This is a genomic window from Hydromonas duriensis (assembly GCF_004363775.1).
In the GTDB taxonomy this organism is placed as follows: Bacteria; Pseudomonadota; Gammaproteobacteria; order Burkholderiales; family Burkholderiaceae; genus Hydromonas; species Hydromonas duriensis.
On the sequence record NZ_SNZE01000001.1, the window covers coordinates 54,593 to 77,903 of the forward strand.

Here is a 23,311-nt window from a genome sequence, read left to right on the forward strand (position 1 = left end):
AAGACTACTTTGTGTCACAAAGAAACTTAAAAAGTATAAACGTTCATGGTTTAGTTCGATGGCAAGGTTGAATTAAAATTAGAGAAGCAGAGGCATTTTTGATTAATTGGCGTGTTTTCGATAAAAAACAGACTGTTTTGGCGATGCAGCTCGTGGATGACGAGATGCGTTATGTGCTGTGTCAAGGTGAAAAGGTCTTAAAGGCAGGTGCGTTAAAGCTTTCAGCGCATGCTGTTTCTGCTGGGCGGGTTGTTTCGCCTGACGCATTGCAATCGGCACTCAACCCGATTTTGAACGGTTTTAAAGGGTGTGTTGCGGTTATGTTGCCTTCGGATTTTGTGCATACTCATCTATTGAGTTTACCTAAAGGTCTGGATGCTGAAGAGCGTGATTATCAAATGATGCGTCACATCACTCAAACGCTCGGTCTACAAATGGCGGATGTTTATTATGATTGGGTTGCTCTTGGTGAGGCCCAAGACCCGAAAGAAGAACATCTTTTGATGACTGTTGCACGACAGTCGGATGTGAGTGTGTATGGCCATGTTTTTAATGGCAATTGGCAGGTGCGCTGGGTGTGTCCTGAATGCTTTGTGTGGAGCCATGCTTTTTCGGAACAGCAAGCCAAAGTGCTGGTGGTTCGAGTCGAACGTAACCAATTGTCAGTTTGGCATGTGGATGGTTCTGGGCAGGCACATTATTTACAACGCCAGTTTAGTGCTCAAATGATGACACAAGCGGGATTTGTATATCAAGCGGTGCTTGATGATGGGCAGTCTGATGTGCTTTTACCCACAGGCTTCGTGGTGGAGGAGATTGTTCAGACGGTTACTCAGTGGCTCGGCGGCGAGCAAATGCGGGACATTCGGGCTTTATTTGGATTGGGTTCAGGAGTGGATTGGAATTTGGCAAAATTTGCGTTGCAACAAAAATTAGGCGTGCCTGTAAAAGGTGTCTTAACTGAACGCATTGATAGTTTATCTGATAGAGCCGATGTGCATAAACTGGGTGGTTTATGGCATCTTGCGACACAGGTGCAAGGATGAAGCATACAAAACTGTTGAATCTTTGGCCTACGCCTGAATCGGTACGGCTTAACTTGCAAAAACGCTTGTGGGCAGAGTGGTGCTTGACCGTGGCTGTAGTGGCTTTGTGTGTGTGCAGTGCTTGGCTTTATGTTCATTGGCGCATCTCACAAACAACATTGGTCAACGACATGTTGACTCAAGAAATTGCTCAGATGCAAGCCCAAGCAGGTGCTTCAACCAGTAACGAGGCTCAACAATGGTCGGACTGGCGTTATCGTCATGCAGGGCAGTTGGATTGGATGGTGCGCTTGGCTGAAGCCTCTAGTGCTGAAGTGAGTTTTTTAAATGCAAAACAGACAGATGATAAATTGACGTTGGTGGGGCAGACTACGAACCCTACATTTGCTAAAAACGCATTGAATCTATTTGCCGAACACACCAAGCGTTATCCGCAATTAAAGTTAACTCAATTTGAACAAAAGACAGAAAAGGGGCAAACACGTTGGTTGTTCAGTGCCGAGTTAGAAACAGTCAAAGAAGACACGCCGAACCGCACTAAGGTGGTGATGCAATGACCACTCAATTGTTATCTTCACAAGTTAAAAAATGGCGTGACTTAGATGTGGCGCAGATGGCTTTTTGGCCGAATACACCACGTCGGTTGTTTGAATTGTTTGGCGGATTGATGCTGGTGGCGGTGTTAAGTTATTTGTGTGTCTGGCCTAAATATCGAGAGTGGCAAGCTGCACAGCAGCAGACCGCTCTTTTACAAGAAAAATACGTGCAAGCGGTTCAGTTGTCTGACCTTCCCTCACGTTCGATGGTTCCAGTGGTTAAAACAATACCGAAAACAGAACGGGCCAATTGGTTGAGCGATTTTGCTTTGATGAGCCAATCGGCTGGCTTTCGGACATTAAAAGTCACACCTATTTACGTATCAAATGAGCAGCCCCCTATTCAGAAGCCAAGTGGTGCCGACTTTGTCAATAGCTCGCGTGTTGGGCAGGTTAATGTCAGTGGCGAGGGTGAGTATGCCGCCTTGTTAAAATGGGTGGCTGCGCTGTCCGCTCGTGATGATATTTTGAGTGTAGATGAAATGACTGTACAAGGCATCGCTTCTGGAGTTGTGCAGTGGCAGGCGCGAATTGTCTTTGCAGCGGAGCCGATGTGATGAAAAAGCATGTGACTGCCCTGTTGTTAATCGGTTTGGCTGGGTGTGTTGAACAACATCCAATACAGTCAAAAAATACAGCGTTACCTGAATTAAACCATCCTTCACAAGCCATCATATGGATGGCGAAAGTGAGTTCACCGCCTCCTGTTCAAGTTGAAATTGAACGAGGTAACAATCGACTGTTAACCCTTGGTTTGCCTGACGATATAACCCCCGTGTTTGATGGGAGCAGTAATGAAACCAATACTGTGGCCGCTCAAGACAGTTTCGCTCATTCGAGTGCTCAGGGCAAAACGGGGTCTCGTTCATCTGTTGAGGAAACATCACGTCTGAATGAGCTTGCCTTTGATGATTTAATGACTTCTTCAACGGTGTTGATTCAGCCCGCTCCAGTGAAGCAGACACAGACGCTGGATTTGAATCAAATTGGCTTAAATGACTTCAAATATGTAGGCATACTCAATTACGATGGTGAAGTTCAGGGCTACATCAAAGTGGGTGAGCGCTTGCATAAAGTGCGAGAAGGACAAATCATCGGGGCGGGTCAATGGCGTGTTAAAGCCATTGAACCACAAAAAATACAGTTGTTGGTTGACGGGAGGCTCATGGTTTATGGGCGAAATTAAAAGACATTACTCAAAACATTCGTTGCCGTTATATAAGCAAGAACTGGTCAGCCATGTACATGGCTTGAGCTTTGGCTTGTTGATGATACTTTGCGCGCCTTTTTCGGCGTTGGCTCAGACGGTTGAACAAAGCCTGTCCACTTTTTCTCAAAGTGCCTCTTCTAATGAAACCACTAAACGGATGGCCTTCGCATTTCAAGACGTGCCAGTGCGTGCATTGCTGCAAGTGCTAGGGGAAACTGCAGGCGTGAACATTGTTGCAGACGATTCGATAACGGGAACGGTTTCGTTGAACTTGAAAGAGGCAACGTGGAAGCAAGCACTGGATGTGATTGCGCGTGCTAAGCGTTTGCGAGTTGAGCAAAATGACAATACATATTTTGTGAGCGCGGATGACTTGTCTTTGTCGTCCAGTGATGATGGAAGTGGCAGCGTGACTTATGGGAGTCACGGCCAATCCGATGTCATTCAACTGCAATATCAAAAAGCTGAAGATGTCCGTCGCATGATTGGTAGCGACGGTCAAAGGCTCTTGTCAAAACAAGGCGCGGTGACCGCCGATGCTTTAACCAACCAACTGGTTGTGCAAGATTCGCCCAGCCGTGTGGCGCAAATACGGCAGCTCATGAATAAGATAGATGTGCCTGCAAGGCAGGTCTTGATTGAAGCGCGTATTGTTGAAGCCGATGACAGCTTTTCTCGTAGTCTAGGCGTCAAGTTGGGTTTTAATGATGCCAGTCATTCAGGTTTTACTCAAGTCTCCGACCCGCTCGATTCAAGCAAAAATATTTCAGTGCCTGTTCGCTCAGGCGTGACGTTTGGTAATAACATGCTCAACGTATTAGGGGCAACGGGGCAAGTCAATACCACCACGGTCGGTAATATGATTAACTTCCCCGCCTCGTCCAACAGCATGGGCACGCCCGCAGCGAGTTTGGCTTTGAGTTTATACAGCTCAGGTTTAAGTCGTTTTGTGAACCTAGAAGTCAGCGCGTTGGAAACCGACGGCAAGGGCAAGGTGATTTCCAGTCCGCGTGTGGTCACGAGCAATAATGTCACGGCCGTGATAGAACAAGGTACAGAAATTCCATATCAACAGCAAGCCAACAGCTCGGGAGCGACATCCGTATCTTTTCGTAAAGCCAGCCTAAGGCTAGAAGTGACGCCACAAATCACGCCTAAAGGCGATGTGGTGATGGATGTCGATGTCTCGAAAGACTCGGTGGGTACATTGACCAGCGCAGGTTATACCATCAACACCAAGCATGTGAAAACACAAGTTAAAATTGAAAATGGTGGAACGGTGGTCATTGGCGGGATTTACCAAGAAGCCAGTGATAAACGGGTTGAAAAAGTCCCCTTGCTGGGAGACCTTCCACTGTTAGGTCATTTATTTAAAAACACCAACAAAAGCACTTCAAAAACGGAGTTGCTAATTTTCCTCACACCGCATGTACTGGATGAGCAAGGGCATTCGCTGCCCGTTAGCGGCTCCAAGGTCGCGCGGTTTGAGCCATGAGTTCATATAATGAGTAAAAAACGTATTCCACACAGCATCCCCATCAGTCCAACACAGCAAGCATTGTTGTCGCAACTGCCCAATATCAGTCTTGTTGGCTTGATGGGCTCGGGTAAATCAACAGTAGGCCGTCTATTGGCCGCCACGTTGAACCGTCCTTTTTTTGACTCGGATGAAGAAATTATTCATCGTACAGGCGCCTCCATTCCGACGATTTTTGAATTTGAAGGCGAAGCGGGTTTTCGCGAGCGCGAAGCGAAAATGATTCAAGAGTTAAGCGAAAAAAAACAAGTCATTATTGCTACAGGCGGCGGCGCGGTCTTACGTGAAGACAATCGAACTGCGTTGAAAAAAAACAGCTGGGTGATTTATTTATCGACCACGCCCGAAAAGCTACTCGTGCGCACCCGATTCGACCGCAATCGCCCTTTGTTGCAAAACCCAGACCCGCTCGGCACATTGAAAAAAATGCACGAAATACGTCACCCACTGTATTCTCAAGTGGCCGACATCATCGTCACCACAGGCTCAGGTCAAGTGGTGCAAGTCGCAACCCACATTTTAGAGGCTTTAACGCAAAAAATAGCTCAAGCGCAGGGTCAACCCGATACACATTAACGAATTGAAACGAGGTTTTAATCATGAAAACAATCCATGTTGAACTGGGCGACCGAGCCTATCCGATAGTGATTGGCGAACACGCCATGCACGACACAGCGCACTTAAAACGCGCGATTCAAGGCAGTACCGTATTAATCGTCACCAATGACATGGTGGGGCCTTTATATGCTCAACAATTGGTCGAAACGCTTAAAGCCATCGGTAAAACCGTACATGTACACATGTTGCCGACGGGAGAGCAGTATAAAAATTTAGAGACGCTCAATACGATTTTTGACGTATTGCTCCAACAACAGTGCGACCGCCGCACAACCCTGATCGCTTTGGGCGGTGGTGTCGTCGGCGATATGGCGGGTTTTGCCGCTGCTGCGTATATGCGTGGCGTGCCTTTCATTCAAGTTCCCACCACTTTGCTCTCACAAGTCGATTCATCGGTCGGTGGTAAAACGGGCATTAACCATCCTCTAGGCAAAAACATGATTGGTGCGTTTTATCAACCGCAACTCGTGTTGACTGATTTAAATGTATTTGCCACCCTACCGCAACGTGAATTATCAGCGGGTATGGCCGAAGTGATTAAGCATGGCGCGATTTATGACGCGGCTTATTTTGAATGGCTTGAAGCCAACACACCCAAGCTCATGCGTAAAGATAGCGAAAGCCTAGTTCATGCCATTGTTCGCTCATGCGAAATTAAATCAGAAGTTGTGGCGCAAGACGAACGCGAAGGCGGGTTGCGCGCGATATTAAATTTTGGTCATACGTTTGGTCATGCGATTGAAGCGGGCATGGGCTATGGCGAATGGTTGCATGGCGAAGCGGTTGGCGCAGGCATGATTTTGGCCGCGGACTTGTCACAACGCTTGGGCATGTTGACTGCGAACGAAGTCGAGCGCATTCGCCGCGTTGTTCAAGCCGCAGGCTTGCCCGTCGAGCCACCGCAACTTGGCATCGACAATATGATTAACATGATGAAACTCGACAAAAAATCCGATGCGGGGTACATTAAATTTGTACTGCTGGACGGCATCGGCCGAGCGGTCATCCGTGATGTCCCTGAAGACGTATTGCGCGCAACACTACACGTTTGCGCTTAAAAAAATCATACTGGACTAATGATGAACAGCCCCGCCGCTTTTTTTTATGAATCCCAATTGGCCCCTTACGCCGCACGTGCCGAAACCTCGCGTGGTCGGTTACACCCCGAGGCCGCCAGCCCCGAACGCAGCCCTTACGCACGCGACCGCGACCGCATCGTTCACGCAACCGCATTTCGTCGCTTGGAGTACAAAACTCAAGTGTTTGTGAACCATGAGGGCGATTTGTTTCGCACACGCTTGACCCACAGCATGGAAGTGGCACAAATTTCACGCGCATTGGCACGCAACTTGCGTTTGAATGAAGATTTGATTGAAGCCATAGCCCTGTCTCATGACTTGGGTCACACGCCATTTGGACACGCTGGGCAAGATGCCTTGCATGCGTGCATGCGCGATTTTGGCGGCTTTGAACACAACTTACAAAGCCTGCGCATCGTTGATGTTTTGGAAGAACGCTACGGTGCGTTTGACGGTTTAAACTTAACTTTCGAAACCCGCGAAGGCATATTAAAGCACTGCGCACGCAGCAAGGCGGAGCAGCTCGGCGAAGTTGGGCAACGGTTCTTGGATGGAACACAGCCCACCCTTGAAGCGCAGTTGACCAATATCGCCGATGCCATAGCGTATAGCAATCATGACATTGATGATGGCTTGCGCTCAGGCATTTTAACCATCGAAGGCATGCGCGACATCCAACTATTTGCCCAGTACCATGATGAAGTGAGGCAGCGTTACCCCAATCTAACAGGGCGACGAGAGGTGCTGGAAACGGTACGGCGCATGATTAACGCGATGGTTGTCGACTTAACCACCACCACTGCGGCACAGATTCAATCGCATCAGATTCAAACGGTTGACGATGTGCGCTCCGCCCCGCGATTGGCTCAATTTTCAGAGCACATGCACCTTGAAATGCAGCGGTTGAAAAAATACCTCATGGATCATTTGTATCGACACTATCAAGTCATGCGCAGCAGTATTAAAGCACAGCGCATCCTTGATGATTTATTCAAAGCCTTTATCAGCGACCCGCGTTTATTACCTCCCGACTATCAAGTCAAAGACGACCAACAACGACAAGCATTGAGAATCGCCGATTATATTGCAGGGATGACCGACCGTTACGCCATCAAAGAACATACACGGCTGTTTACGGTGACGGATAATTAAGGGGCACGGATGCACATTCAAACACTTACCATTGACGACCAAGATGCACCGCTAAGTGTTTGGCTTGCGCAAGAAGATTCGGGCTTAACGCCGATTCATTTTGCCCATGCCAATGGATTTCCAGCGGGGAGTTATCAGCGTCTTTTGAGTGAGTTGGCTCAAAACCGAACGGTTTATGCACTCGACCATCGAGCGACGTGGGACGGCAGCCCGTATCAAGCCTCTAAACATTTTTCATGGAAAGACGGGGCGGATGATTTGATTAAGGCCATTGAACAATTCGCGCCGCAAGGCGTTATTGGTGTTGGACATTCTTTAGGCGCGGTTATCACCTTATTGGCCGCAGATAAACGCCCTGATTTGTTTAAACAAATCTTGCTCATAGAACCCGTTGTGTTTCCCGCACGTTTTTTTCTCGCCTTTGCTTGGTTGCCGCAAGTGGCACGTATGAAGCTATTTAAAATCGTTCAGCGCACATTGCAACGTCGGGAGCAGTGGCGCTCGCGTGAAGAGTTTGTTGATACTTTAAGTAAGAAGTCTTTATTTAAAGGTATCTCGCGCGAGGTGTTGAATGACTACGCGCAGCACGGTCTACGAGAAGTGACAACCGACAGCCATCCATATTTTACGTTGCGTTTTCGCAAGACTTGGGAAGCGAAGGTTTTTATGACTGCGCCTTATTTGTGGTCAACACTTAAACGCTTAAGCATCCCTTGCGTTGTTTGGCGTGCAGAACAAGGCGATGTCGTTCCTCTGAAGTCGTGGCAAAGATGGGAAAAATCGCACCCTCATCATTCTATGCACGTTTTGCCCTCACTTGGTCACATGGCGCCTTTACAAAATCCGCAATTGATGGCGCGAGAAATACAAAATAATTTTCTATCCATTTGATTTTAAATAAAATTGAATGGGCTCATGCGACTGAATACCGCGTGTTTTTGCCAGCTCAAAGCTTAAAAATGGTATCATGGCGCCTCGATTTTAGTGACTGAAGCGGTGTTTGTGCCGCTTTTTCGCTGCTTAAAATAAGCCAAATGTCTAAAGGTGTTGTGTGCGACTGACTCAAATCAAACTAGCTGGTTTTAAATCCTTTGTCGACCCCGTGAGTTTTCACGTGCCGGGTCAACTGGTTGCTGTGGTCGGGCCAAACGGTTGTGGTAAATCAAATATCATGGATGCCACGCGTTGGGTGCTGGGCGAGTCGCGTGCGTCTGAGTTACGTGGCGAGTCCATGAGCGATGTGATTTTCAATGGTTCAAGTCACCGAAAGCCTGCGGCGCGTGCATCGGTCGAGCTGGTGTTTGAAAACCATGAAGGTCGAGCAGCGGGACAATGGAGTCAATACGCCGAAATTTCTGTACGCCGCGTCCTTACGCGTGAGGGCGGGTCGAGCTATTACATCAATAATCAACAAGTTCGCCGCCGCGACGTGCAAGACATTTTTATGGGCACGGGGCTTGGGCCGCGCGCCTATGCCATTATTGGTCAGGGCATGATTTCACGAATCATCGAGGCAAAGCCAGAAGAACTGCGCGTGTTCCTAGAAGAAGCCGCAGGCGTGTCCAAGTACAAAGAGCGTCGTCGTGAAACCGAAAATCGTTTGCATGACACGCGTGAAAACTTAACCCGTGTTGAAGATATTTTGCGCGAGTTAAATAATCAAGTCGAAAAACTGGAGGCGCAAGCGCAAGTGGCGCAGCAGTATCGTGCCTTGCAAGACGCGGCTCAAGATAAATTACATTTTTTGTGGTTGTTGCGCCTTGATGAAGCCTTGAGCGAACAAAACAAAATCACCGCCAAAATTCAACTCGCACAAAATGAATTAGAAGAATCCATCGCGAAACTGCGTCATGCTGAAAGCGAACTGGAAACCAAACGCGCTGCGCATTATGATTTATCCGATGCCATGCACGCCGCACAAGCGGCGTTGTACGAAGCGAACGCCGAGGTGTCGCGTTTTGAGGCGGAGATTAAGTACATCATGGAAGGTCGCTCGCGAGTTCAAGCACAAATTGAGCAGACCAAAAGTCAATTGGCGCAATGGCAAGAGCGCAAAATTCAACTCGCCGACGACGCTTTAGCAATGGAAACTGAGCGCGAAGCGGCGCAGGAAGAGCATGCCGCCCGTCAAGAACAGCTGCTTGAAGCCTCTGAAGACTTGCCCCAACTTGAGTCACGTCATCGTGAAGCGTTGCACAATATGCAGAACATGCATGCCGCTTATGTGCAAGTCGAGCAAAAAGTCGCTCGCGCCGCCGATGAACAGCGCAATGCCGACCGTCAAATCGCCGCCTTGATGGTGCGCCGTGAACGCTTAAATCAAGAAAAAATTGCCCCTGGTCAAGCCGATGCAAAAGAATTGAATCAACTTGAGCATCAGCTCAACGATGAAAAGTCACGGCAAGAGACAGCGCAAGCCGCTCTGTTTGACATTGAAGAAAATTTGCCACAGGCGCAAGAAGCATACAAAATCGCCCGTGAAAAATCGCAAAATGAGCAAGCACGGATTGCACAACTCAATGCACGCCATGACGCGCTGATTCAACTGCAAGAAAAAGTACAAAGCCAAGGTCAACTAACCCCTTGGCTAGAAAAACACAGTTTGGCATCGCGCCAACGCCTTTGGCAAAAAATTCATATCGAAGCGGGCTGGGAAAATGCCTTAGAAGCGATTTTGGCGGAACGCATGGGCGGTTTAGAATTATCGCGCATGGATTGGGTGAAAAACTTTTTCAATGACACGCCACCATCGAAATTGAGTTTTTATGCGAACGATGCCACGCCAACGACTGCCGAATTAGCGCAAGGCCTCATCCCATTGATGCGGATGGTCAAAGTCAGTGATGTGACTTTACAGAATCTTTTGCCCAAATGGTTGAGCCATGTTTTTGTGGCAAAGACGCTGGATGAAGCATACGGCTTACGCGAGCAATTGCCCGAGCATGGCGTTTTGGTCACGCCAGAGGGACACCAATTGGGGCGTAACTCGATGCGCTTTTATGTGGCCGACAGTGAGCAGGCGGGCATGCTCGCGCGCGCTCAAGAAATCGAAAATATCCAAGTGCAATTGCGTGCGCAAGACATGCTGGCGGATGAAGCCGAGGATGAACTGCGCCGTTTGCAGCACCAAGTAGACGCTTATACGCAGCAACAAGCAGCGGCGCGCGCTCAAGTTCAATCAACGACTGCGCGTGTGCATGAGTTGCAAATGCAAGTGCAAAAAGTCAGTTTGGCCAGTCAACAAATGATGGCGCGTCATGCACAAATTGACGATGAATTGGCTGAAATTGTCATTCAAGAAGAAGAATTGTTGGCGCAAAAACTCGAAGCGCAAGCGTTGTTTGATGAAGGCGATGCAAACTTGATGGAGGCGCAGGCCAAGTGGCACGACGCCCAAGCCAGCTATGACGATTTGGAGCAACAGGTGTCTGCCATGCGCGGTCGCTTGCGCGACATCGAAAATCAGGTGCGTGATGCGCAATACCGAGTGCAAAATTTGACTCAGCGCATCAGCGATGTCGAATATAACCAAAACGCCAGTGAACAACAGTTGGAGTTTTTGCAGAACAGTTTAGAAGAATTGCACACGCAGCTTGAAGAGTTTGAAGATGTGTCGAGCAATGAAGGTCTGCAAGAGGCCTTGGGCATCCGTGTTGAGCGTGAGGAGGCTTTGGCCTTGGCACGAGCGAATGCCGATGCGTTGACGCATGAATTGCGAATGGCGGACGAAACCCGCTTGAAAATGGAACGCGACATTGAGCCGCGTCGTGATGCCATTATGCAATTGCAACTGGCGGAGCAGGCGGCTCGATTGAACCAAGAACAATTCGCCGAACAGCTGCGCGATGCACAAGTTGACGTGGTGGCCCTGCGCGCTAAACTCGCTGAAAGCATGCACGACACGACGAAAGCCTCGGCGTTGCAGGGTGAGATTACGCGTTTAAATAATCAAATTAATGCCTTGGGGGCAGTCAATTTGGCCGCGCTCGACGAGTTGACGGTTGCGCAAGAGCGGCAAGGTTTCTTAAACGCTCAAATGGCGGATTTGCTGGAAGCGATTAACACGCTAGAAGACGCGATTGCGAAAATTGATAAAGAATCCCGTGACCTGCTGCAAGGTACGTTTGATGCTGTGAATAAAAATTTTGGTGAATTGTTCCCAGAATTGTTCGGTGGTGGTGAAGCGCGTTTGATTATGACGGGCGATGAAATTTTAGACGCGGGCGTTCAGGTCATGGCGCAACCACCAGGTAAACGCAACTCGACCATTCATCTGTTGTCGGGTGGTGAAAAAGCGTTGACGGCGACAGCATTGGTCTTCGCATTGTTCCGCCTCAATCCTGCACCATTTTGCTTATTGGATGAAGTGGATGCGCCGTTGGATGATGCCAATACGGAACGCTTCTCGCAGCTGGTTAAAAAAATGTCAACGCAAACACAGTTTTTATTTATTTCGCACAACAAAATCACCATGGAAATTGCCAATCAATTGGTCGGTGTCACCATGCAAGAGCAAGGCGTGTCGCGTGTGGTGGCGGTTGATATGGAGTCTGCTTTAGAATTGGCGGGTGTTTAAAACCTGCTTTTTTGTAACGAATTAAAATTTGACGAGTAGGCTTGCTCTAAGGGATTAGGGTGGCGCAAGCCTTGTACACACATGCCGTAGATAGAAAGTTAAAACATGAGTGAGTTTGAACTCTCCACATTGATAATGGTTGTGATGTTGCTGGCTGCTTTAGGCGGCTACAGTTATTGGCAAATCATGCGAGCTCAACGCTCACAACGTCCAGCCCGTAAAGCTAAAACCAAGGGGCAAGCTGGTTTTTACGATAAAGGGCATGAAGAGACGCTGATCGGTGAATTTGAGAGCGACATCGCCCCGCACTCCAGTTCTTCAGTCGCTGCTAAGATGGCGCAAGCGCCTGTTGCATCGGATATTTACGTGCGTTCACAGATGCCACCTGTCGTCATGCCCCGTGACGTGGCGTCCATCAAGTCCATCCATACGACTGAGCCTGCATTTTCCAAAACGGAGAAAATAGAAAAGACAGAAGACTTGTCCGATGTGGCGAGCCACTCTTCTGAGCCAATTACGCAAGAGACTGAGGCAGCGTCTGTTGTTGAACTCGAATCGAATGTCATTGATGGGGCTGTTGATGAGTCGACTGAACTGAGCGAGCTGAACCAGCCTGTTGCGCCTACAGATTCAATTGCCTCTATTGATGATGTTGAATCCAGTGAGCCTATTTCAACAGAACCAACAGAATCAACAGAAGCGATGTTAAATGAAGAAGAGAAGATTGCCGAAGACCCGCAATTTTTTAGTCAACAAGATTTAACCGAACAAGCAACTTTAAGCGTGTTTGAACCGTTAATCCGTTTCTCGTCGTGGGTGGACAGCACCCATCCAGAGCCGATTTATGCGATTGACGGCGTGCTCGATTTGATGGTCAGTCAGCCCAAAAATGCGCAAGACATCGAGCGTGCTTTGTACGATTTACGTTTGGATACCGATTTGCCTTTGAAATTGTTTGGCTTGCGTGCAGGACAAGTTGCAGCGATGCACAGCGACAATCCAAATGCGGCACGCCAATGGCTGCCGTTGGAAATGGGGGCTTTGTACAGCGGTTTGCGTTTGACGTTACAACTTGCCAATGCGGCGGAATATGCCGATAGCCAATTGATTCACGATTGGTTTGAACTGGCGCAACGTTTGGCGAAACGCTTGGCGGCTCATGTGAGCGCATGGCCTGACCCTGCGGCATTGGCGAATTATGCTTTGTATTTGCATGATTTATCCAAGCGTCTCGGCGCACCTATGGTCGTTCAACTGTGCAAGCCACAAGGTTTGTGGCCCGCGTATGAGGTGCATCAACAAATGACGCAATGGGGCTTACAACTTGATGAAAACGGTCAATATGTGGCGCGTCATGCCAACGGTCGTATTTTGTATCGTGTGCTCAATGATGTGAACAATCCGCGAGCGCAAGAATTTTTCCGCGATACTTTGGCGACCATGCATGTTCATACGTTGTCTTTTTGTTTGGATGTGTCGCGTGTCGAAGTCTCGTATCAAGCAGAGCAGCGTTTGTGGCATGACATGAACCAACTGGCCTATGCGCTACAAGCCAATTGGTGCAACAGCGTAGGCCATGACATTTCGTCAGATGCGCTGTTTACGCATGCGGCTGAACACATCCCCGCATACATTCAGCAATTGGCGACATTGGGCGTACCCGCAGGCTCCATCACGATGAAACGCCTGTTGCAAGGCAGTACAGTTTAAAAGCTAGATTTATACAATGAATACTACCGACAATTTAGATTTATTCGCCGAAGACGGCGCACCCAAAAAACCAGCAGATGAGGTACGCTTTCGTTTGCAAAACCTGCGTGAAGAGATTGCTCGCCATAACCAAGCCTATTATGTGAACGATGCGCCTGTCATCAGTGACGCGCAGTACGATGCCTTGTTTAATGAATTGTTGGCGCTTGAACACACATATCCGAACCTCATCACCGCTGATTCGCCGAGCCAACGTGTGGGTGCGGCGCCATTGGATGCTTTTAAAAAGGTGCAACATGCGATGCCGATGTTGTCATTGGCGAACGCCTTTAGTCGTGACGATGTCGAGGCGTTTGATACGCGCATGCGTGATGAACTACATGAGGCCGATTTACTGGGCGAAGATGAACAGGTGATGTATGCCGTTGAAGTTAAATTTGACGGTTTGGCCATTAATTTGCGTTACGAAAAAGGCATTTTGGTTCAGGCGGCGACGCGCGGCGATGGGCAAACGGGCGAAGATGTGACTGAAAATGTGCGCACGATTCGTTCGATTCCTTTGCGTTTATTGACCCAGACTCCGCCTGATGTGTTGGAAGTACGTGGCGAAGTGTTGATGCAGCGCAAAGATTTTGAAGCCCTTAATGTGGCCCAGTCGCTGAAAGGCGAAAAGTTATTTGCCAATCCACGCAATGCCGCTGCGGGCGGTTTACGCCAATTGGATTCCAGCATCACTGCACAACGTAAATTGTCTTTTTTTGCTTATGGCGTTGGTCAGACCGAAGACGGCTCAACCACTTCAACTTGGACGCCTAAAAATTTTCACGACGTCGTGACCCAACTCGCGGCGTTTGGATTACCCGTATACAGCCTCGATTGTGTTGTCAAAGGGGCGCACGGTTTACTCAGTTTTTACGAAAGCATTCAAACACAACGCGACACCTTGCCTTTTGACATTGACGGGGTGGTGTATAAAGTGAACGACATCACTCAACAAAAAGCCTTGGGTTTTGTCTCCCGTTCACCACGCTGGGCCATCGCTCATAAGTTTCCTGCGCAGGAGATGACGACAACTGTGCTGGAAATTGATGTGCAAGTCGGACGCACAGGCGCCATTACGCCCGTGGCACGGCTCGCGCCTGTTGAGGTCGGTGGTGTGGTGGTCAGCAATGCAACCTTGCACAATATTGATGAGTTGATGCGTAAAGATGTAAGGATTGGCGACACGGTTGTGGTTAGACGGGCAGGCGACGTGATTCCAGAAGTGGTGATGAGCGTGCTTGAGCTGCGTCCCAATGATGCACGGGTTTTTGTGATGCCGACGACTTGTCCAGAGTGCCATTCACCCATTTTACGAGAAGAAGGTGAAGCCGTCTCTCGTTGCACAGGCGGTTTGATTTGTCCCGCGCAGGTTAAGCAAAGTTTGATTCATTTCGCTCAACGTCGAGCGATTAATGTCGATGGTTTAGGAGACAAACTGATTGAACAATTGGTTGATGTGGGTTTGGTTAAAACGCCCGATGATTTGTACACATTGAATGTAGAGCAACTGGCTCAATTGGAGCGAATGGCTCAAAAGTCAGCGCAAAATGTATACGATGCCCTACAGGCGTCTAAACGCACAACATTGGCACGATTCATTTATGCCTTGGGCATCAGGCATGTGGGCGAAGCCACCGCCAAAGCACTCGCACAGCATTTTGGTCGACTCGACCTCATCGAACAAGCGAGCTTTGAGGCTTTGTGTGAAGTGCCTGATGTTGGCCCTGTTGTGGCGCAAGCAATAGTGACTTTTTTTGCAGACGAGCGTCATCAAACGGTCATCAAGGCTTTGATACAATGCGGTCTACATTGGGACGACGTGACGCCGCAAGTTAAGACGGATGCTGAACAAGGGGCGTTTTTTGGCAAAACCGTCGTGCTCACGGGGACGTTGCCGACCTTGGGTCGCGACGAGGCAAAAGCCTTGCTTGAAGCCGCGGGCGCAAAGGTCACAGGTAGTGTTTCGAGTAAAACCGATTTTGTTGTTGCAGGAGCAGAAGCAGGTTCTAAACTAGAAAAAGCTCAAGCCTTAGGGCTGGCGATTTTGGATGAAACTGCGATGCTGAACATGCTCGAACAATAGTTGGATAATTGGTCAATAAGTGCGTATAACAATTTTTATAACAAAAGAAGAGGAAAAACTATGTTAGGTGTGATTGCAGGCAGTGGTTTACAACGGCTCACTCATTTTGAGAATGTACGACGCGAAATCGTTCGTACGCCGTTTGGTGAGCCATCATGTGCTTTGACCATTGGCGAGCTGGCTGGGGTCGAAGTGATATTTTTAAATCGACATGGTTATGGCCACACACTCGCACCGCATCAAATTAATTATCGCGCCAACTTATGGGCTTTGCAAAAAATGGGTGTGGACACAATTTGCGCAATTGGCAGTGCAGGCAGTATGGTTGACTCCATTCAGCCAGGTCAATTGGTGATGCCTGATGATGCGATTGATTACACGCATGGGCGGATTGGCACGTATTTTGAAGGCCCAGATCACCCGATTGTTTACACGGACCTATCCGAGCCTTTCGACCGCGCGGCCCGAGGCGTGCTTATGCATGCAGCTAAAAAAGCGGGCGAAAATGTAGTGACGCAAGCCACTTATGCTTGCACCAATGGCCCCCGTCTCGAAACCCGTGCAGAAGTCAAACGCATGACCCGTGACGGTGCGCATGTGGTGGGCATGACCTTGATGCCCGAGGCGGCTTTGGCTAAAGAGTTGGGTTTGACTTATGCCGCGATTACCGTATGTACCAATTATGCTTCAGGCGTAGGCGAAAGTTTGGCGCATGATTTAAATCAATGGCGAGCTTTGCGTGAGCAAAGTTTAGTGAAAGTGGAAAATGTGCTGTTGCAGTGGGTGGCGCAGGATGTGACTGAAAGTCAATAATCTGATTATCCTTTGGAAAATATTGATGCATATTGATTAAACTTGAGAGTGACACCGTAAAAAAAACCGTCAAGCAAATGACGGTTTTTTTACGTGGGTATTTTATTTTGAACTGTTTGCTAAACGCTGCTGAAAATCCTCAGGTGGAATTGCACCAGGGGCGCGAGTACCGTTGACGAAGAAAATCGTCGGTGTACCCGTTACACCTAAAGAAGCGGCGAGTTGACGATTTTTTTCTAAAATGCTGGTGTCGCATTGTGAGGATTGTGCGGGCATTTCATTGTGTAACATCCAATTGTCCCAAGCATGCACGGGGTCTTTGGCGCATAGTAATTGCTTGGCTTTGGCAGTTGAGTCTGGGCCTAAAATATCAATGACGAACGTATACACCTTGATGTTGTCTGTTTTTTCCAGTGTTTTACGGAATAGTTTGCAATAGCCGCAGTTCGGATCTTCAAAAATGGCAATTTGACGACTGCCATCACCCTTAGTCAATACAAAACTTTGCGCCAAAGGCAGTGATTTAAAATCAATTTTAGCCAGCTCTTCTGCGCGTTCTTGAGTCAGGTTGCGCATGTCTTGTGTGTTAATCAAATGACCCACCATCACAAAATCCGTTGTCGCATTGGTGTACACCAGCTCATTTTGGTTCAATTGCAACTCATAAATGTCTTTAAAAGGTGTTTTGCGAATGTTTTTGACTTTTGATTGTTCAAACTTGAGTTCAAAAGCATTTTTAATCGCAGCCAAGTCAGCAGGCAGCGCGGTTGTATCGGCATTGTTGCTTTTCACTAAAGCAGATTGTGTTTTGGCTTGTGCCAAAACAGACAGACCTGTTGCTGCACTCATAAAGACTAAAACAATAAAAGCGAAAACGCGAAGCCAAGGTTTTTTTAACATATTTTGCTCGTTGATTTGTGCGTCAGTCGTGTCCGATGACGGGTTGTTTGAAAAAATCATGATTGTACCTACTTTATGAAGATGTCGTGTTTGATTGCCCCATGGCGGATTGAATTAAGCGGCGTTTGACTGGTGGCAACTTGTCTAATAGATTCATGCCGATGTTGCGTGCGTGGCGCACCAAAGGGTGAGGATGTTGAAATACGCGGTTGAGCGCATGGGTCACATGCTGCATTTCAGCAATGGGTGCGAGCCGAGCGCGCGCATATCGGCGCAATAAAACAGGGTCGTTCACAGCGCGATGCGATTCTTTGTGCTTCAAAATATCAAGCCATGCAGCAAGGTCTTGTAAACCCAAATTTAAACCTTGACCAGCCAAAGGGTGAACCGTATGGGCCGCATCGCCGAGCAATAACGTATGAGGTGCAATGAAACTATCGGCACGACGACGTTTTAAGGGAAATGCTTGTGCAGGCGTGAGTAATTTCAATTGACCTAATGTGTCATGTGATAACGCCGAGATGTGTGCTGATAGTTCGTCGCTGTCTAAAGCCATTACATCTTTGACCATGTGCGTGGCACAAGAGTACACAATAGAAACACGTTGTTGAGGCAAGGGCAACAACGCGAGAACGTCTCCATTGTCAAAAAACCATTGGTATGCACATTGTTGATGCGGTTTTTCGCAATCAAAATTGGCCACGATACCACTTTGGTCATAATCAAAACTAGAAAGCCGAATGTGATGAGCTTGGCGAACCCAAGAATGAGCGCCGTCAGCCGCCATCAATAAAGTACCTGTGATGACTTGTCCCGTCTCAGTTGTGATTTGAACGCCATTGTCCAAAATGTTCAACGTGGTCGCCGTCGCTTTAATGGAGGTTAAATTTGGCACGAAGCGCAATGCAGATTGCAAGGCAAACTGCATATTGTTTTGTTCGATAATCCACGCCAATTCAGCTATGTTGGCATCGTCAGCTTTTAAATTCAGCACCCCGCGAGTGCTTGACAGATGCTGCCCAGCGTCGCCTTGGATGCACATATCTGTGACCGCACATATGCGAGAGGCATCCAATGCATCCCATACGCGCAACCGTTTAAACAACGCCACGTTGTCATGCGATAAAGCATAAATCCGTGAGTCTAAATGTTCGCCTTGCATCACAGGCGCGTCTTGTGAAACATGCGCCATACGCAAACCTGTTTGCGCCAAGCCCAAAGCACTGGCATTGCCGATAACTCCGCCACCAACCACAATGACGTCAAATTGATTTTGCATCAAAATGTATCCATTCTATTCAAGAAAACCAAGCGCATTATAAAAGACAAGTCGCCTCAACGCTCGTATTTATGCCCTTTACATGGACGCGGCCGACAAATACATGTATCATGCGCACTTGCATCATAACAATAAAAATATCGCACAGCATGCGCCCGTAGCTCAGTGGATAGAGTATTGGCCTCCGAAGCCAAGGGTCACTGGTTCGATTCCAGTCGGGCGCGCCACCTCAAGTTCTTTGTATTTTTAGTCTTAAGCAAATTGTTGTTTTCAAACGTAGCGCGAGCAGAATTGAGTGTGGTTTTTTTATCAAAAAAGCTTAAGCTATTGACAGCATTATGAAAAAGCCAATAATTAAATTTGCAATACCACATATTTAAGGTATGATGCAAATAATTTAAGAAAAAACAAAAATGTGTCGCATTTTTTCACTGGTCTATCTCTTAGGTTGTTAGGTCTTAGTGTGTAAGTACAGTTTTTTCTTAATGAGTGCTTTCTATGAACGTGTAACATTTCTCTGAACAAAAAGGAGTGGTCAATGGCCGTAGCGAAAAAAGCAGCACCTGAAAAGAAAAAAGAGGTGGTTAAGCCATCTACTAAACCGATTGTGAAAGCTGCCGCCAAACCCGCAGCCAAGAAAGTAGCGGCGAAGCCAGCGGCTAAAGCAGCGGCCAAACCCGCAGCGAAAAAAGTAGCAGCGAAGCCAGCGGCTAAAGCGACAGCCAAGCCCGTAGCGAAAAAAGTAGCGGCGAAGCCAGCAACTAAAGCAGCCGCCAAACCCGCAGCCAAGAAAGTAGCGGCGAAGCCAGCGGCTAAAGCAGCGGCCAAACCCGCAGCGAAAAAAGTAGCAGCGAAGCCAGCGGCTAAAGCGACAGCCAAGCCCGTAGCGAAAAAAGTAGCGGCGAAGCCAGCAACTAAAGCAGCGGCCAAACCCGCAGTGAAAAAAGTAGCAGCGAAGCCAGCAGCTAAAGCAGCAGCCAAACCCGCCGCGAAAAAAGTAGCGGCGAAGCCAGCGGCTAAAGGAGCAGCCAAACCCGCCGCGAAAAAAGTAGCGGCGAAGCCAGCGGCTAAAGCAGCGGTCAAGCCCGCCGCGAAAAAAGTAGCAGCGAAGCCAGCAGCTAAAGCAGCGGCCAAACCCGCAGCGAAAAAAGTAGTAGCGAAGCCAGCGGCTAAAGCGACAGCCAAGCCCGCAGCGAAAAAAGTAGCAGCGAAGCCAGCAGCTAAAGCAGCGGTCAAACCCGCAGCGAAAAAAGTAGCGGCGAAGCCAGCGGCTAAAACGGCAGCCAAACCCGCCACCGTGAAGCCTGTTGTGGAACCACCCGCAGCGAAACCCGCAGCAATTTGGCCATTCCCAATTACACCGCGCCCGTGATTGAGCGGTTGAAATTGATTGACCTAATAAAAAAACCTTCCGTTGATGGAAGGTTTTTTATTTATGGCGAATGAGCCGTTAAAAAGTCAAATTGAGTCCATCATTGGGCATTTCAACGCCAAAATGTGCAAAAGTCATTGGACTGGCGATGCGGCCACGGGGGGTGCGTTGTAAATAACCTTGTTGCATTAAATAGGGTTCAATAATGTCTTCGATGGTGTCTTTGGCCTCGCCGATGGAAGCTGCTAAATTGTCCAAACCAACAGGGCCACCATTGAAACGATATAAAATCGCTTCCAATAGTTTTCTATCCATCATGTCCAGACCAACTGGATCAACATCCAACATTTTTAAAGCCGCATCCGCAACAGTTTTACTGATGATGCCGTTGGCTTTCACCTGAGCATAGTCGCGCACGCGGCGCAATAAGCGATTGGCAATTCGAGGTGTGCCTCGCGAGCGACGTGCGATTTCAATGGCCCCTTCTTCATCCACTTCGCAATTTAATAAACGTGCTGAACGCTTAACGATGTGCGTCAGCTCGGCGACGTTGTAAAACTCTAAACGTCCGACAATACCAAAGCGATCTCGCAAAGGATTGGTTAGCATTCCCGCGCGTGTCGTTGCGCCCACCAAAGTAAAGGGTTGCAAGTCAAGTTTAACGCTACGTGCGGCAGGGCCTTCACCAATCATAATGTCGATTTGATAATCTTCCAGCGCGGGGTATAAAATTTCCTCAACCACGGGAGATAAGCGGTGGATTTCGTCGATGAACAAGACATCGTTCGCTTCAAGATTGGTCAATAACGCCGCTAAATCGCCCGCGCGCTCAAGCACGGGGCCAGAGGTTTGCTTTAAATTGACACCCATTTCACGAGCGATGATGTGTGCCAATGTGGTTTTACCTAAGCCTGGCGGTCCAAATAATAAGGTGTGGTCAAGCGCTTCCTTGCGAGATTTTGCCGCACCAATAAAGATATCCAATTGATCGCGGATTTTTTGTTGCCCAACGTAATCGTCTAATAATTTAGGGCGTAAAGCACGCTCGATTTGCTCCTCCTCGCGCGGTGGTTTCACATCAACGATGCGGTTAGGGAAGTCTTCGGGGGAAAAATCATCGGTGACGATTGTGCTCATAGCGGGCTCTTAAAAATGTGTTTAACGTAAAACGAGCGATGGAGTGCTATTGTACAACGAACGCTGTATCGAAAATAAAGACTCATTGAAAGTAAAGGCGGTTTAACTGTTTTCGTCGTTTTATGTTCTAATTGCGCTTTATTAAAATTTTAAATACATATGAAAACGATATTCTTGCGACTCGCACTTTTGTTTGTTGGCTTGTTTTTGGCTCTGGACAGCATTTATTTGATGTCAATGCACTTGTTGAACTTGGGTATCATTGTTCCGCTCTTTTTAGGATTGTTATGTGTATTTACAGCATGGCGTTTCAATCGGCTTGTGATGCTCATGCGTCAACGTCCTAACGTATTAAAATGGCTCAAATGGTCAGGTGTTGGGCTATTGCTTTGGATAGTAAGTTTATGTTTTTTCTTCTCGCGCATCGCTCATGTGCCGCATTCAACAGACATCAAAACAAATATCCATACGTTGATTGTATTGGGCTCGGGTACGCCCAATTGTCAGGTATCGCCTTTGTTGGCTGCGCGTTTAGAGGCAACAGCTGAAGCGGCGCAGATATGGCCCGAGTCGCAAATCATTGTCAGCGGCGGGCAGGATACCCGATTGTATTGTGCAGAGGCGCAAGTGATGGGGGATGCGTTGCGGAGAAATAATATAGCCGCAGAACGGATTCACCAAGAGGAGAGAAGCACCAGTACGGATGAAAACTTACGATTTTCGCGTCAACTGATGCTGGATGAGGGTTTATCTGAGCCTGTTGCGATTGTGACCAGTGATTTTCATACGTTGCGAGCATTGCGCATCGCGCAAAAGCTTGGTTACCAAAATGTTCAAGTGATTTCTGCGCCTACGCCACTCTATTTGCGTTACAACGCTTGGTTGCGTGAGTATTTTGCTTCGATTAGCAGTTGGCTGTTGAACGAGATTTAATTGGTGAGACGATTTAATGTCTAATCATGTGGGTGCATCAAGACGATAAATATTGCAATGCTTGACGTATGCCCGCGCTCACGCCCATATCGGCGGGGACGTGTTTAAGTGCATTGTTGATTTCTTTATCGGCGTAACCCAGTGCTGTGAGGGCGGCGGCGATGTCGTCGCGCTCGTCATGCGGTTTGCTGGCGGTTTCGGTGAAGTTGAAATTCGCGCCTTTGAGTTTGTCTTTCAATTCAAGGACGAGCCGTTCGGCGGTTTTTTTGCCGATGCCTGGAATGCTGGTTAGGCGCGAGATGTCTTGCGCGAGCACAGCTTGTTGCAAGTCGTCAGACGACAAGCCAGACAAAATCCCCAATGCGGTGCGTGCACCGATGCCTGAAATTTTAATCAGCATACGAAAACTACTGCGTTCAGCGGCGGTGGCAAAACCGAACAGTTGTTGCGCATCTTCCCGAATAGCAAGGTGCAAAAATAATGTGGTGGGTTCGCCTGTGTTGGGTAAGACGTAGAATGTGCTCATGGGCACGTCAATTTCATAGGCGAGGCCTTGTGCAGTGTCAATGACGACTTGTGGTGGTTTTTTTTCGAGAAGAGTGCCAGTGATTTTTGCAAGCATGGGGTGTCCTTTGTTGAGTTGCGCTATTATCGCATAAGCTTATTTAGGTCATTTATAAAAGAGTTTTTGGTTTGAGATGTCCGAAAAAAATGTATAAAAGAAAGTTCCCTGTTTTGATGAATGTTGGTTTGTTGACTGATGAGTGGCGATGTTAAAGGTTGTTAAGTTTTTATGGGCCTTGCCCGTTACAATGGTCGGTTTGTTGGTGTTGCTTTTGGCTGCGCCCAGCCGCCCACGTGTCGGCTGGTTGCGCATGGGTTCGACAGGGGCTTTGTGTGCATGGGGTGGTTGGTTGGATGTGTGGTTGCAAAGACACCCTTTGGGGGCGATGTATGCGGCGACATTGGGGCATGTGGTCATTGCGCGTGATATGAAGAAGCTGTGTTATTGCGCGGCGCATGAGTTTGAACATGTGCGCCAAACTGAACGTTGGGGTGTGTTTTTGCCTTTTCTTTATGTGATTAATGGGCTGTGGCAGGTGCTGCACAAGCGGCGATTTTATCGGGATAATTGGTTTGAGCGGGCGGCCTATCGGTATGACTGGCAGCGATTTTCAGAGCGTGGATGTCAAAAATACCGAAAACATCAACACAATTGTTAGGACAA

Annotated in this window: 20 protein-coding genes and 1 tRNA gene; 17 read left to right on the forward strand and 4 right to left on the reverse strand. The window is 48.2% G+C overall.

The features are described 5' to 3' along the window. The first annotated feature begins 98 nt into the window (after positions 1-98). The 13 genes from DFR44_RS00265 to DFR44_RS00325 all read left to right on the forward strand — a co-directional run bounded on the left by DFR44_RS00265 (position 99) and on the right by DFR44_RS00325 (position 16,462). Complete coding sequence (locus DFR44_RS00265; RefSeq protein ID WP_133618704.1) at positions 99-1,046, forward strand: type IV pilus biogenesis protein PilM; 948 nt, start codon at positions 99-101, stop codon at positions 1,044-1,046. Further along, on the forward strand, positions 1,043-1,603 hold the full coding sequence (locus DFR44_RS00270; protein ID WP_133618705.1) for a hypothetical protein: 561 nt from the start codon (positions 1,043-1,045) through the stop codon (positions 1,601-1,603). The genes DFR44_RS00265 and DFR44_RS00270 overlap by 4 nt, the downstream gene beginning before the upstream one ends. After that, complete coding sequence (locus tag DFR44_RS00275) at positions 1,600-2,199, forward strand: hypothetical protein (protein ID WP_133618706.1); 600 nt, start codon at positions 1,600-1,602, stop codon at positions 2,197-2,199. Before DFR44_RS00270 ends, DFR44_RS00275 begins: the two co-directional genes overlap by 4 nt. Beyond that, positions 2,199-2,828 (forward strand): pilus assembly protein PilP, encoded by a 630-nt coding sequence (locus tag DFR44_RS00280; protein WP_246012008.1) that lies wholly within the window; start codon positions 2,199-2,201, stop codon positions 2,826-2,828. The genes DFR44_RS00275 and DFR44_RS00280 overlap by 1 nt, the downstream gene beginning before the upstream one ends. After that, complete coding sequence (locus tag DFR44_RS00285; RefSeq protein WP_162845098.1) at positions 2,815-4,347, forward strand: type IV pilus secretin PilQ; 1,533 nt, start codon at positions 2,815-2,817, stop codon at positions 4,345-4,347. The genes DFR44_RS00280 and DFR44_RS00285 overlap by 14 nt, the downstream gene beginning before the upstream one ends. A 9-nt stretch (positions 4,348-4,356) precedes the next feature. Continuing rightward, positions 4,357-4,965: a shikimate kinase gene (locus tag DFR44_RS00290; protein WP_133618709.1), complete on the forward strand. Its 609-nt coding sequence runs from the start codon at positions 4,357-4,359 to the stop codon at positions 4,963-4,965. 23 nt (positions 4,966-4,988) lie between these two features. Next, positions 4,989-6,065 carry a 3-dehydroquinate synthase gene (gene aroB / locus DFR44_RS00295; protein WP_133618710.1) on the forward strand — a complete coding sequence of 359 codons (1,077 nt, stop codon included), beginning with the start codon at positions 4,989-4,991 and terminating at the stop codon, positions 6,063-6,065. A 21-nt stretch (positions 6,066-6,086) separates the two neighbouring features. After that, entirely contained in the window at positions 6,087-7,238 is a 1,152-nt protein-coding gene (locus tag DFR44_RS00300; protein WP_246011995.1) for a deoxyguanosinetriphosphate triphosphohydrolase, read from the forward strand. A gap of 9 nt (positions 7,239-7,247) precedes the next feature. Further along, positions 7,248-8,129, forward strand: coding sequence for an alpha/beta fold hydrolase (locus DFR44_RS00305; protein WP_133618712.1), 882 nt, complete (start codon positions 7,248-7,250; stop codon positions 8,127-8,129). Positions 8,130-8,289: 160 nt separating this feature from the next. Further along, positions 8,290-11,814, forward strand: coding sequence for a chromosome segregation protein SMC (smc, locus tag DFR44_RS00310; protein ID WP_133618713.1), 3,525 nt, complete (start codon positions 8,290-8,292; stop codon positions 11,812-11,814). A 105-nt stretch (positions 11,815-11,919) separates the two neighbouring features. Then, positions 11,920-13,524 carry a cell division protein ZipA C-terminal FtsZ-binding domain-containing protein gene (locus tag DFR44_RS00315; RefSeq protein WP_133618714.1) on the forward strand — a complete coding sequence of 535 codons (1,605 nt, stop codon included), beginning with the start codon at positions 11,920-11,922 and terminating at the stop codon, positions 13,522-13,524. Positions 13,525-13,540: 16 nt separating this feature from the next. Beyond that, complete coding sequence (gene ligA, locus DFR44_RS00320) at positions 13,541-15,649, forward strand: NAD-dependent DNA ligase LigA (protein ID WP_133618715.1); 2,109 nt, start codon at positions 13,541-13,543, stop codon at positions 15,647-15,649. Positions 15,650-15,709: 60 nt separating this feature from the next. Next, a complete protein-coding gene (locus DFR44_RS00325) occupies positions 15,710-16,462 on the forward strand; it encodes an S-methyl-5'-thioinosine phosphorylase (protein ID WP_133618716.1) in 753 nt (250 codons plus the stop codon). A gap of 102 nt (positions 16,463-16,564) precedes the next feature. Here the strand turns inward: DFR44_RS00325 and DFR44_RS00330 are convergent, their stop codons facing one another. Together DFR44_RS00330 and DFR44_RS00335 are read right to left on the reverse strand one after the other, a co-directional pair. After that, the gene (locus DFR44_RS00330) at positions 16,565-17,422 is read right to left on the reverse strand and encodes a DsbC family protein (RefSeq protein ID WP_133618717.1); all 858 of its coding nucleotides are present in this window, start codon (positions 17,420-17,422) and stop codon (positions 16,565-16,567) included. Between the two features lie 13 nt (positions 17,423-17,435). Beyond that, positions 17,436-18,641 carry an FAD-dependent monooxygenase gene (locus DFR44_RS00335; protein ID WP_133618718.1) on the reverse strand — a complete coding sequence of 402 codons (1,206 nt, stop codon included), beginning with the start codon at positions 18,639-18,641 and terminating at the stop codon, positions 17,436-17,438. A gap of 151 nt (positions 18,642-18,792) precedes the next feature. Here DFR44_RS00335 and DFR44_RS00340 point away from each other — a divergent pair. After that, positions 18,793-18,868 (forward strand) — tRNA-Arg (locus DFR44_RS00340). 311 nt (positions 18,869-19,179) lie between these two features. Then, positions 19,180-20,013 carry a hypothetical protein gene (locus tag DFR44_RS00345; RefSeq protein WP_211336865.1) on the forward strand — a complete coding sequence of 278 codons (834 nt, stop codon included), beginning with the start codon at positions 19,180-19,182 and terminating at the stop codon, positions 20,011-20,013. A gap of 78 nt (positions 20,014-20,091) precedes the next feature. Here DFR44_RS00345 and ruvB read toward each other — a convergent pair whose 3' ends face one another. Beyond that, entirely contained in the window at positions 20,092-21,150 is a 1,059-nt protein-coding gene (gene ruvB / locus DFR44_RS00350) for a Holliday junction branch migration DNA helicase RuvB (protein WP_133618719.1), read from the reverse strand. Between the two features lie 159 nt (positions 21,151-21,309). Here ruvB and DFR44_RS00355 point away from each other — a divergent pair, with 159 nt between their 5' ends. Beyond that, positions 21,310-22,083 (forward strand): YdcF family protein, encoded by a 774-nt coding sequence (locus tag DFR44_RS00355; RefSeq protein WP_133618720.1) that lies wholly within the window; start codon positions 21,310-21,312, stop codon positions 22,081-22,083. Between the two features lie 37 nt (positions 22,084-22,120). On the opposite strand, the gene ruvA is transcribed toward DFR44_RS00355, so the two are convergent. Further along, on the reverse strand, positions 22,121-22,705 hold the full coding sequence (gene ruvA / locus DFR44_RS00360) for a Holliday junction branch migration protein RuvA (protein ID WP_133618721.1): 585 nt from the start codon (positions 22,703-22,705) through the stop codon (positions 22,121-22,123). Positions 22,706-22,853: 148 nt separating this feature from the next. On the opposite strand from ruvA, the gene DFR44_RS00365 reads away from it, so the two are divergent. Further along, positions 22,854-23,306: a hypothetical protein gene (locus DFR44_RS00365; protein ID WP_133618722.1), complete on the forward strand. Its 453-nt coding sequence runs from the start codon at positions 22,854-22,856 to the stop codon at positions 23,304-23,306. The last annotated feature ends 5 nt before the right edge of the window (positions 23,307-23,311 follow it).

Coding starts and splice junctions, on each gene's coding strand:
- DFR44_RS00290 (WP_133618709.1), top strand. CDS start 4,357: ATGAGTAAAAAACGTATTCCACACAGCATCCCCATCAGTCCAACACAG.
- DFR44_RS00345 (WP_211336865.1), top strand. CDS start 19,180: ATGGCCGTAGCGAAAAAAGCAGCACCTGAAAAGAAAAAAGAGGTGGTT.
- DFR44_RS00305 (WP_133618712.1), top strand. CDS start 7,248: ATGCACATTCAAACACTTACCATTGACGACCAAGATGCACCGCTAAGT.
- aroB (WP_133618710.1), top strand. CDS start 4,989: ATGAAAACAATCCATGTTGAACTGGGCGACCGAGCCTATCCGATAGTG.
- DFR44_RS00285 (WP_162845098.1), top strand. CDS start 2,815: ATGGGCGAAATTAAAAGACATTACTCAAAACATTCGTTGCCGTTATAT.
- DFR44_RS00270 (WP_133618705.1), top strand. CDS start 1,043: ATGAAGCATACAAAACTGTTGAATCTTTGGCCTACGCCTGAATCGGTA.
- DFR44_RS00335 (WP_133618718.1), bottom strand. CDS start 18,641: ATGCAAAATCAATTTGACGTCATTGTGGTTGGTGGCGGAGTTATCGGC.
- DFR44_RS00300 (WP_246011995.1), top strand. CDS start 6,087: ATGAACAGCCCCGCCGCTTTTTTTTATGAATCCCAATTGGCCCCTTAC.
- DFR44_RS00355 (WP_133618720.1), top strand. CDS start 21,310: ATGAAAACGATATTCTTGCGACTCGCACTTTTGTTTGTTGGCTTGTTT.
- DFR44_RS00315 (WP_133618714.1), top strand. CDS start 11,920: ATGAGTGAGTTTGAACTCTCCACATTGATAATGGTTGTGATGTTGCTG.
- DFR44_RS00280 (WP_246012008.1), top strand. CDS start 2,199: ATGAAAAAGCATGTGACTGCCCTGTTGTTAATCGGTTTGGCTGGGTGT.
- DFR44_RS00365 (WP_133618722.1), top strand. CDS start 22,854: ATGTTAAAGGTTGTTAAGTTTTTATGGGCCTTGCCCGTTACAATGGTC.
- ruvA (WP_133618721.1), bottom strand. CDS start 22,705: ATGCTTGCAAAAATCACTGGCACTCTTCTCGAAAAAAAACCACCACAA.
- ligA (WP_133618715.1), top strand. CDS start 13,541: ATGAATACTACCGACAATTTAGATTTATTCGCCGAAGACGGCGCACCC.
- DFR44_RS00325 (WP_133618716.1), top strand. CDS start 15,710: ATGTTAGGTGTGATTGCAGGCAGTGGTTTACAACGGCTCACTCATTTT.
- DFR44_RS00275 (WP_133618706.1), top strand. CDS start 1,600: ATGACCACTCAATTGTTATCTTCACAAGTTAAAAAATGGCGTGACTTA.
- DFR44_RS00330 (WP_133618717.1), bottom strand. CDS start 17,422: ATGATTTTTTCAAACAACCCGTCATCGGACACGACTGACGCACAAATC.
- ruvB (WP_133618719.1), bottom strand. CDS start 21,150: ATGAGCACAATCGTCACCGATGATTTTTCCCCCGAAGACTTCCCTAAC.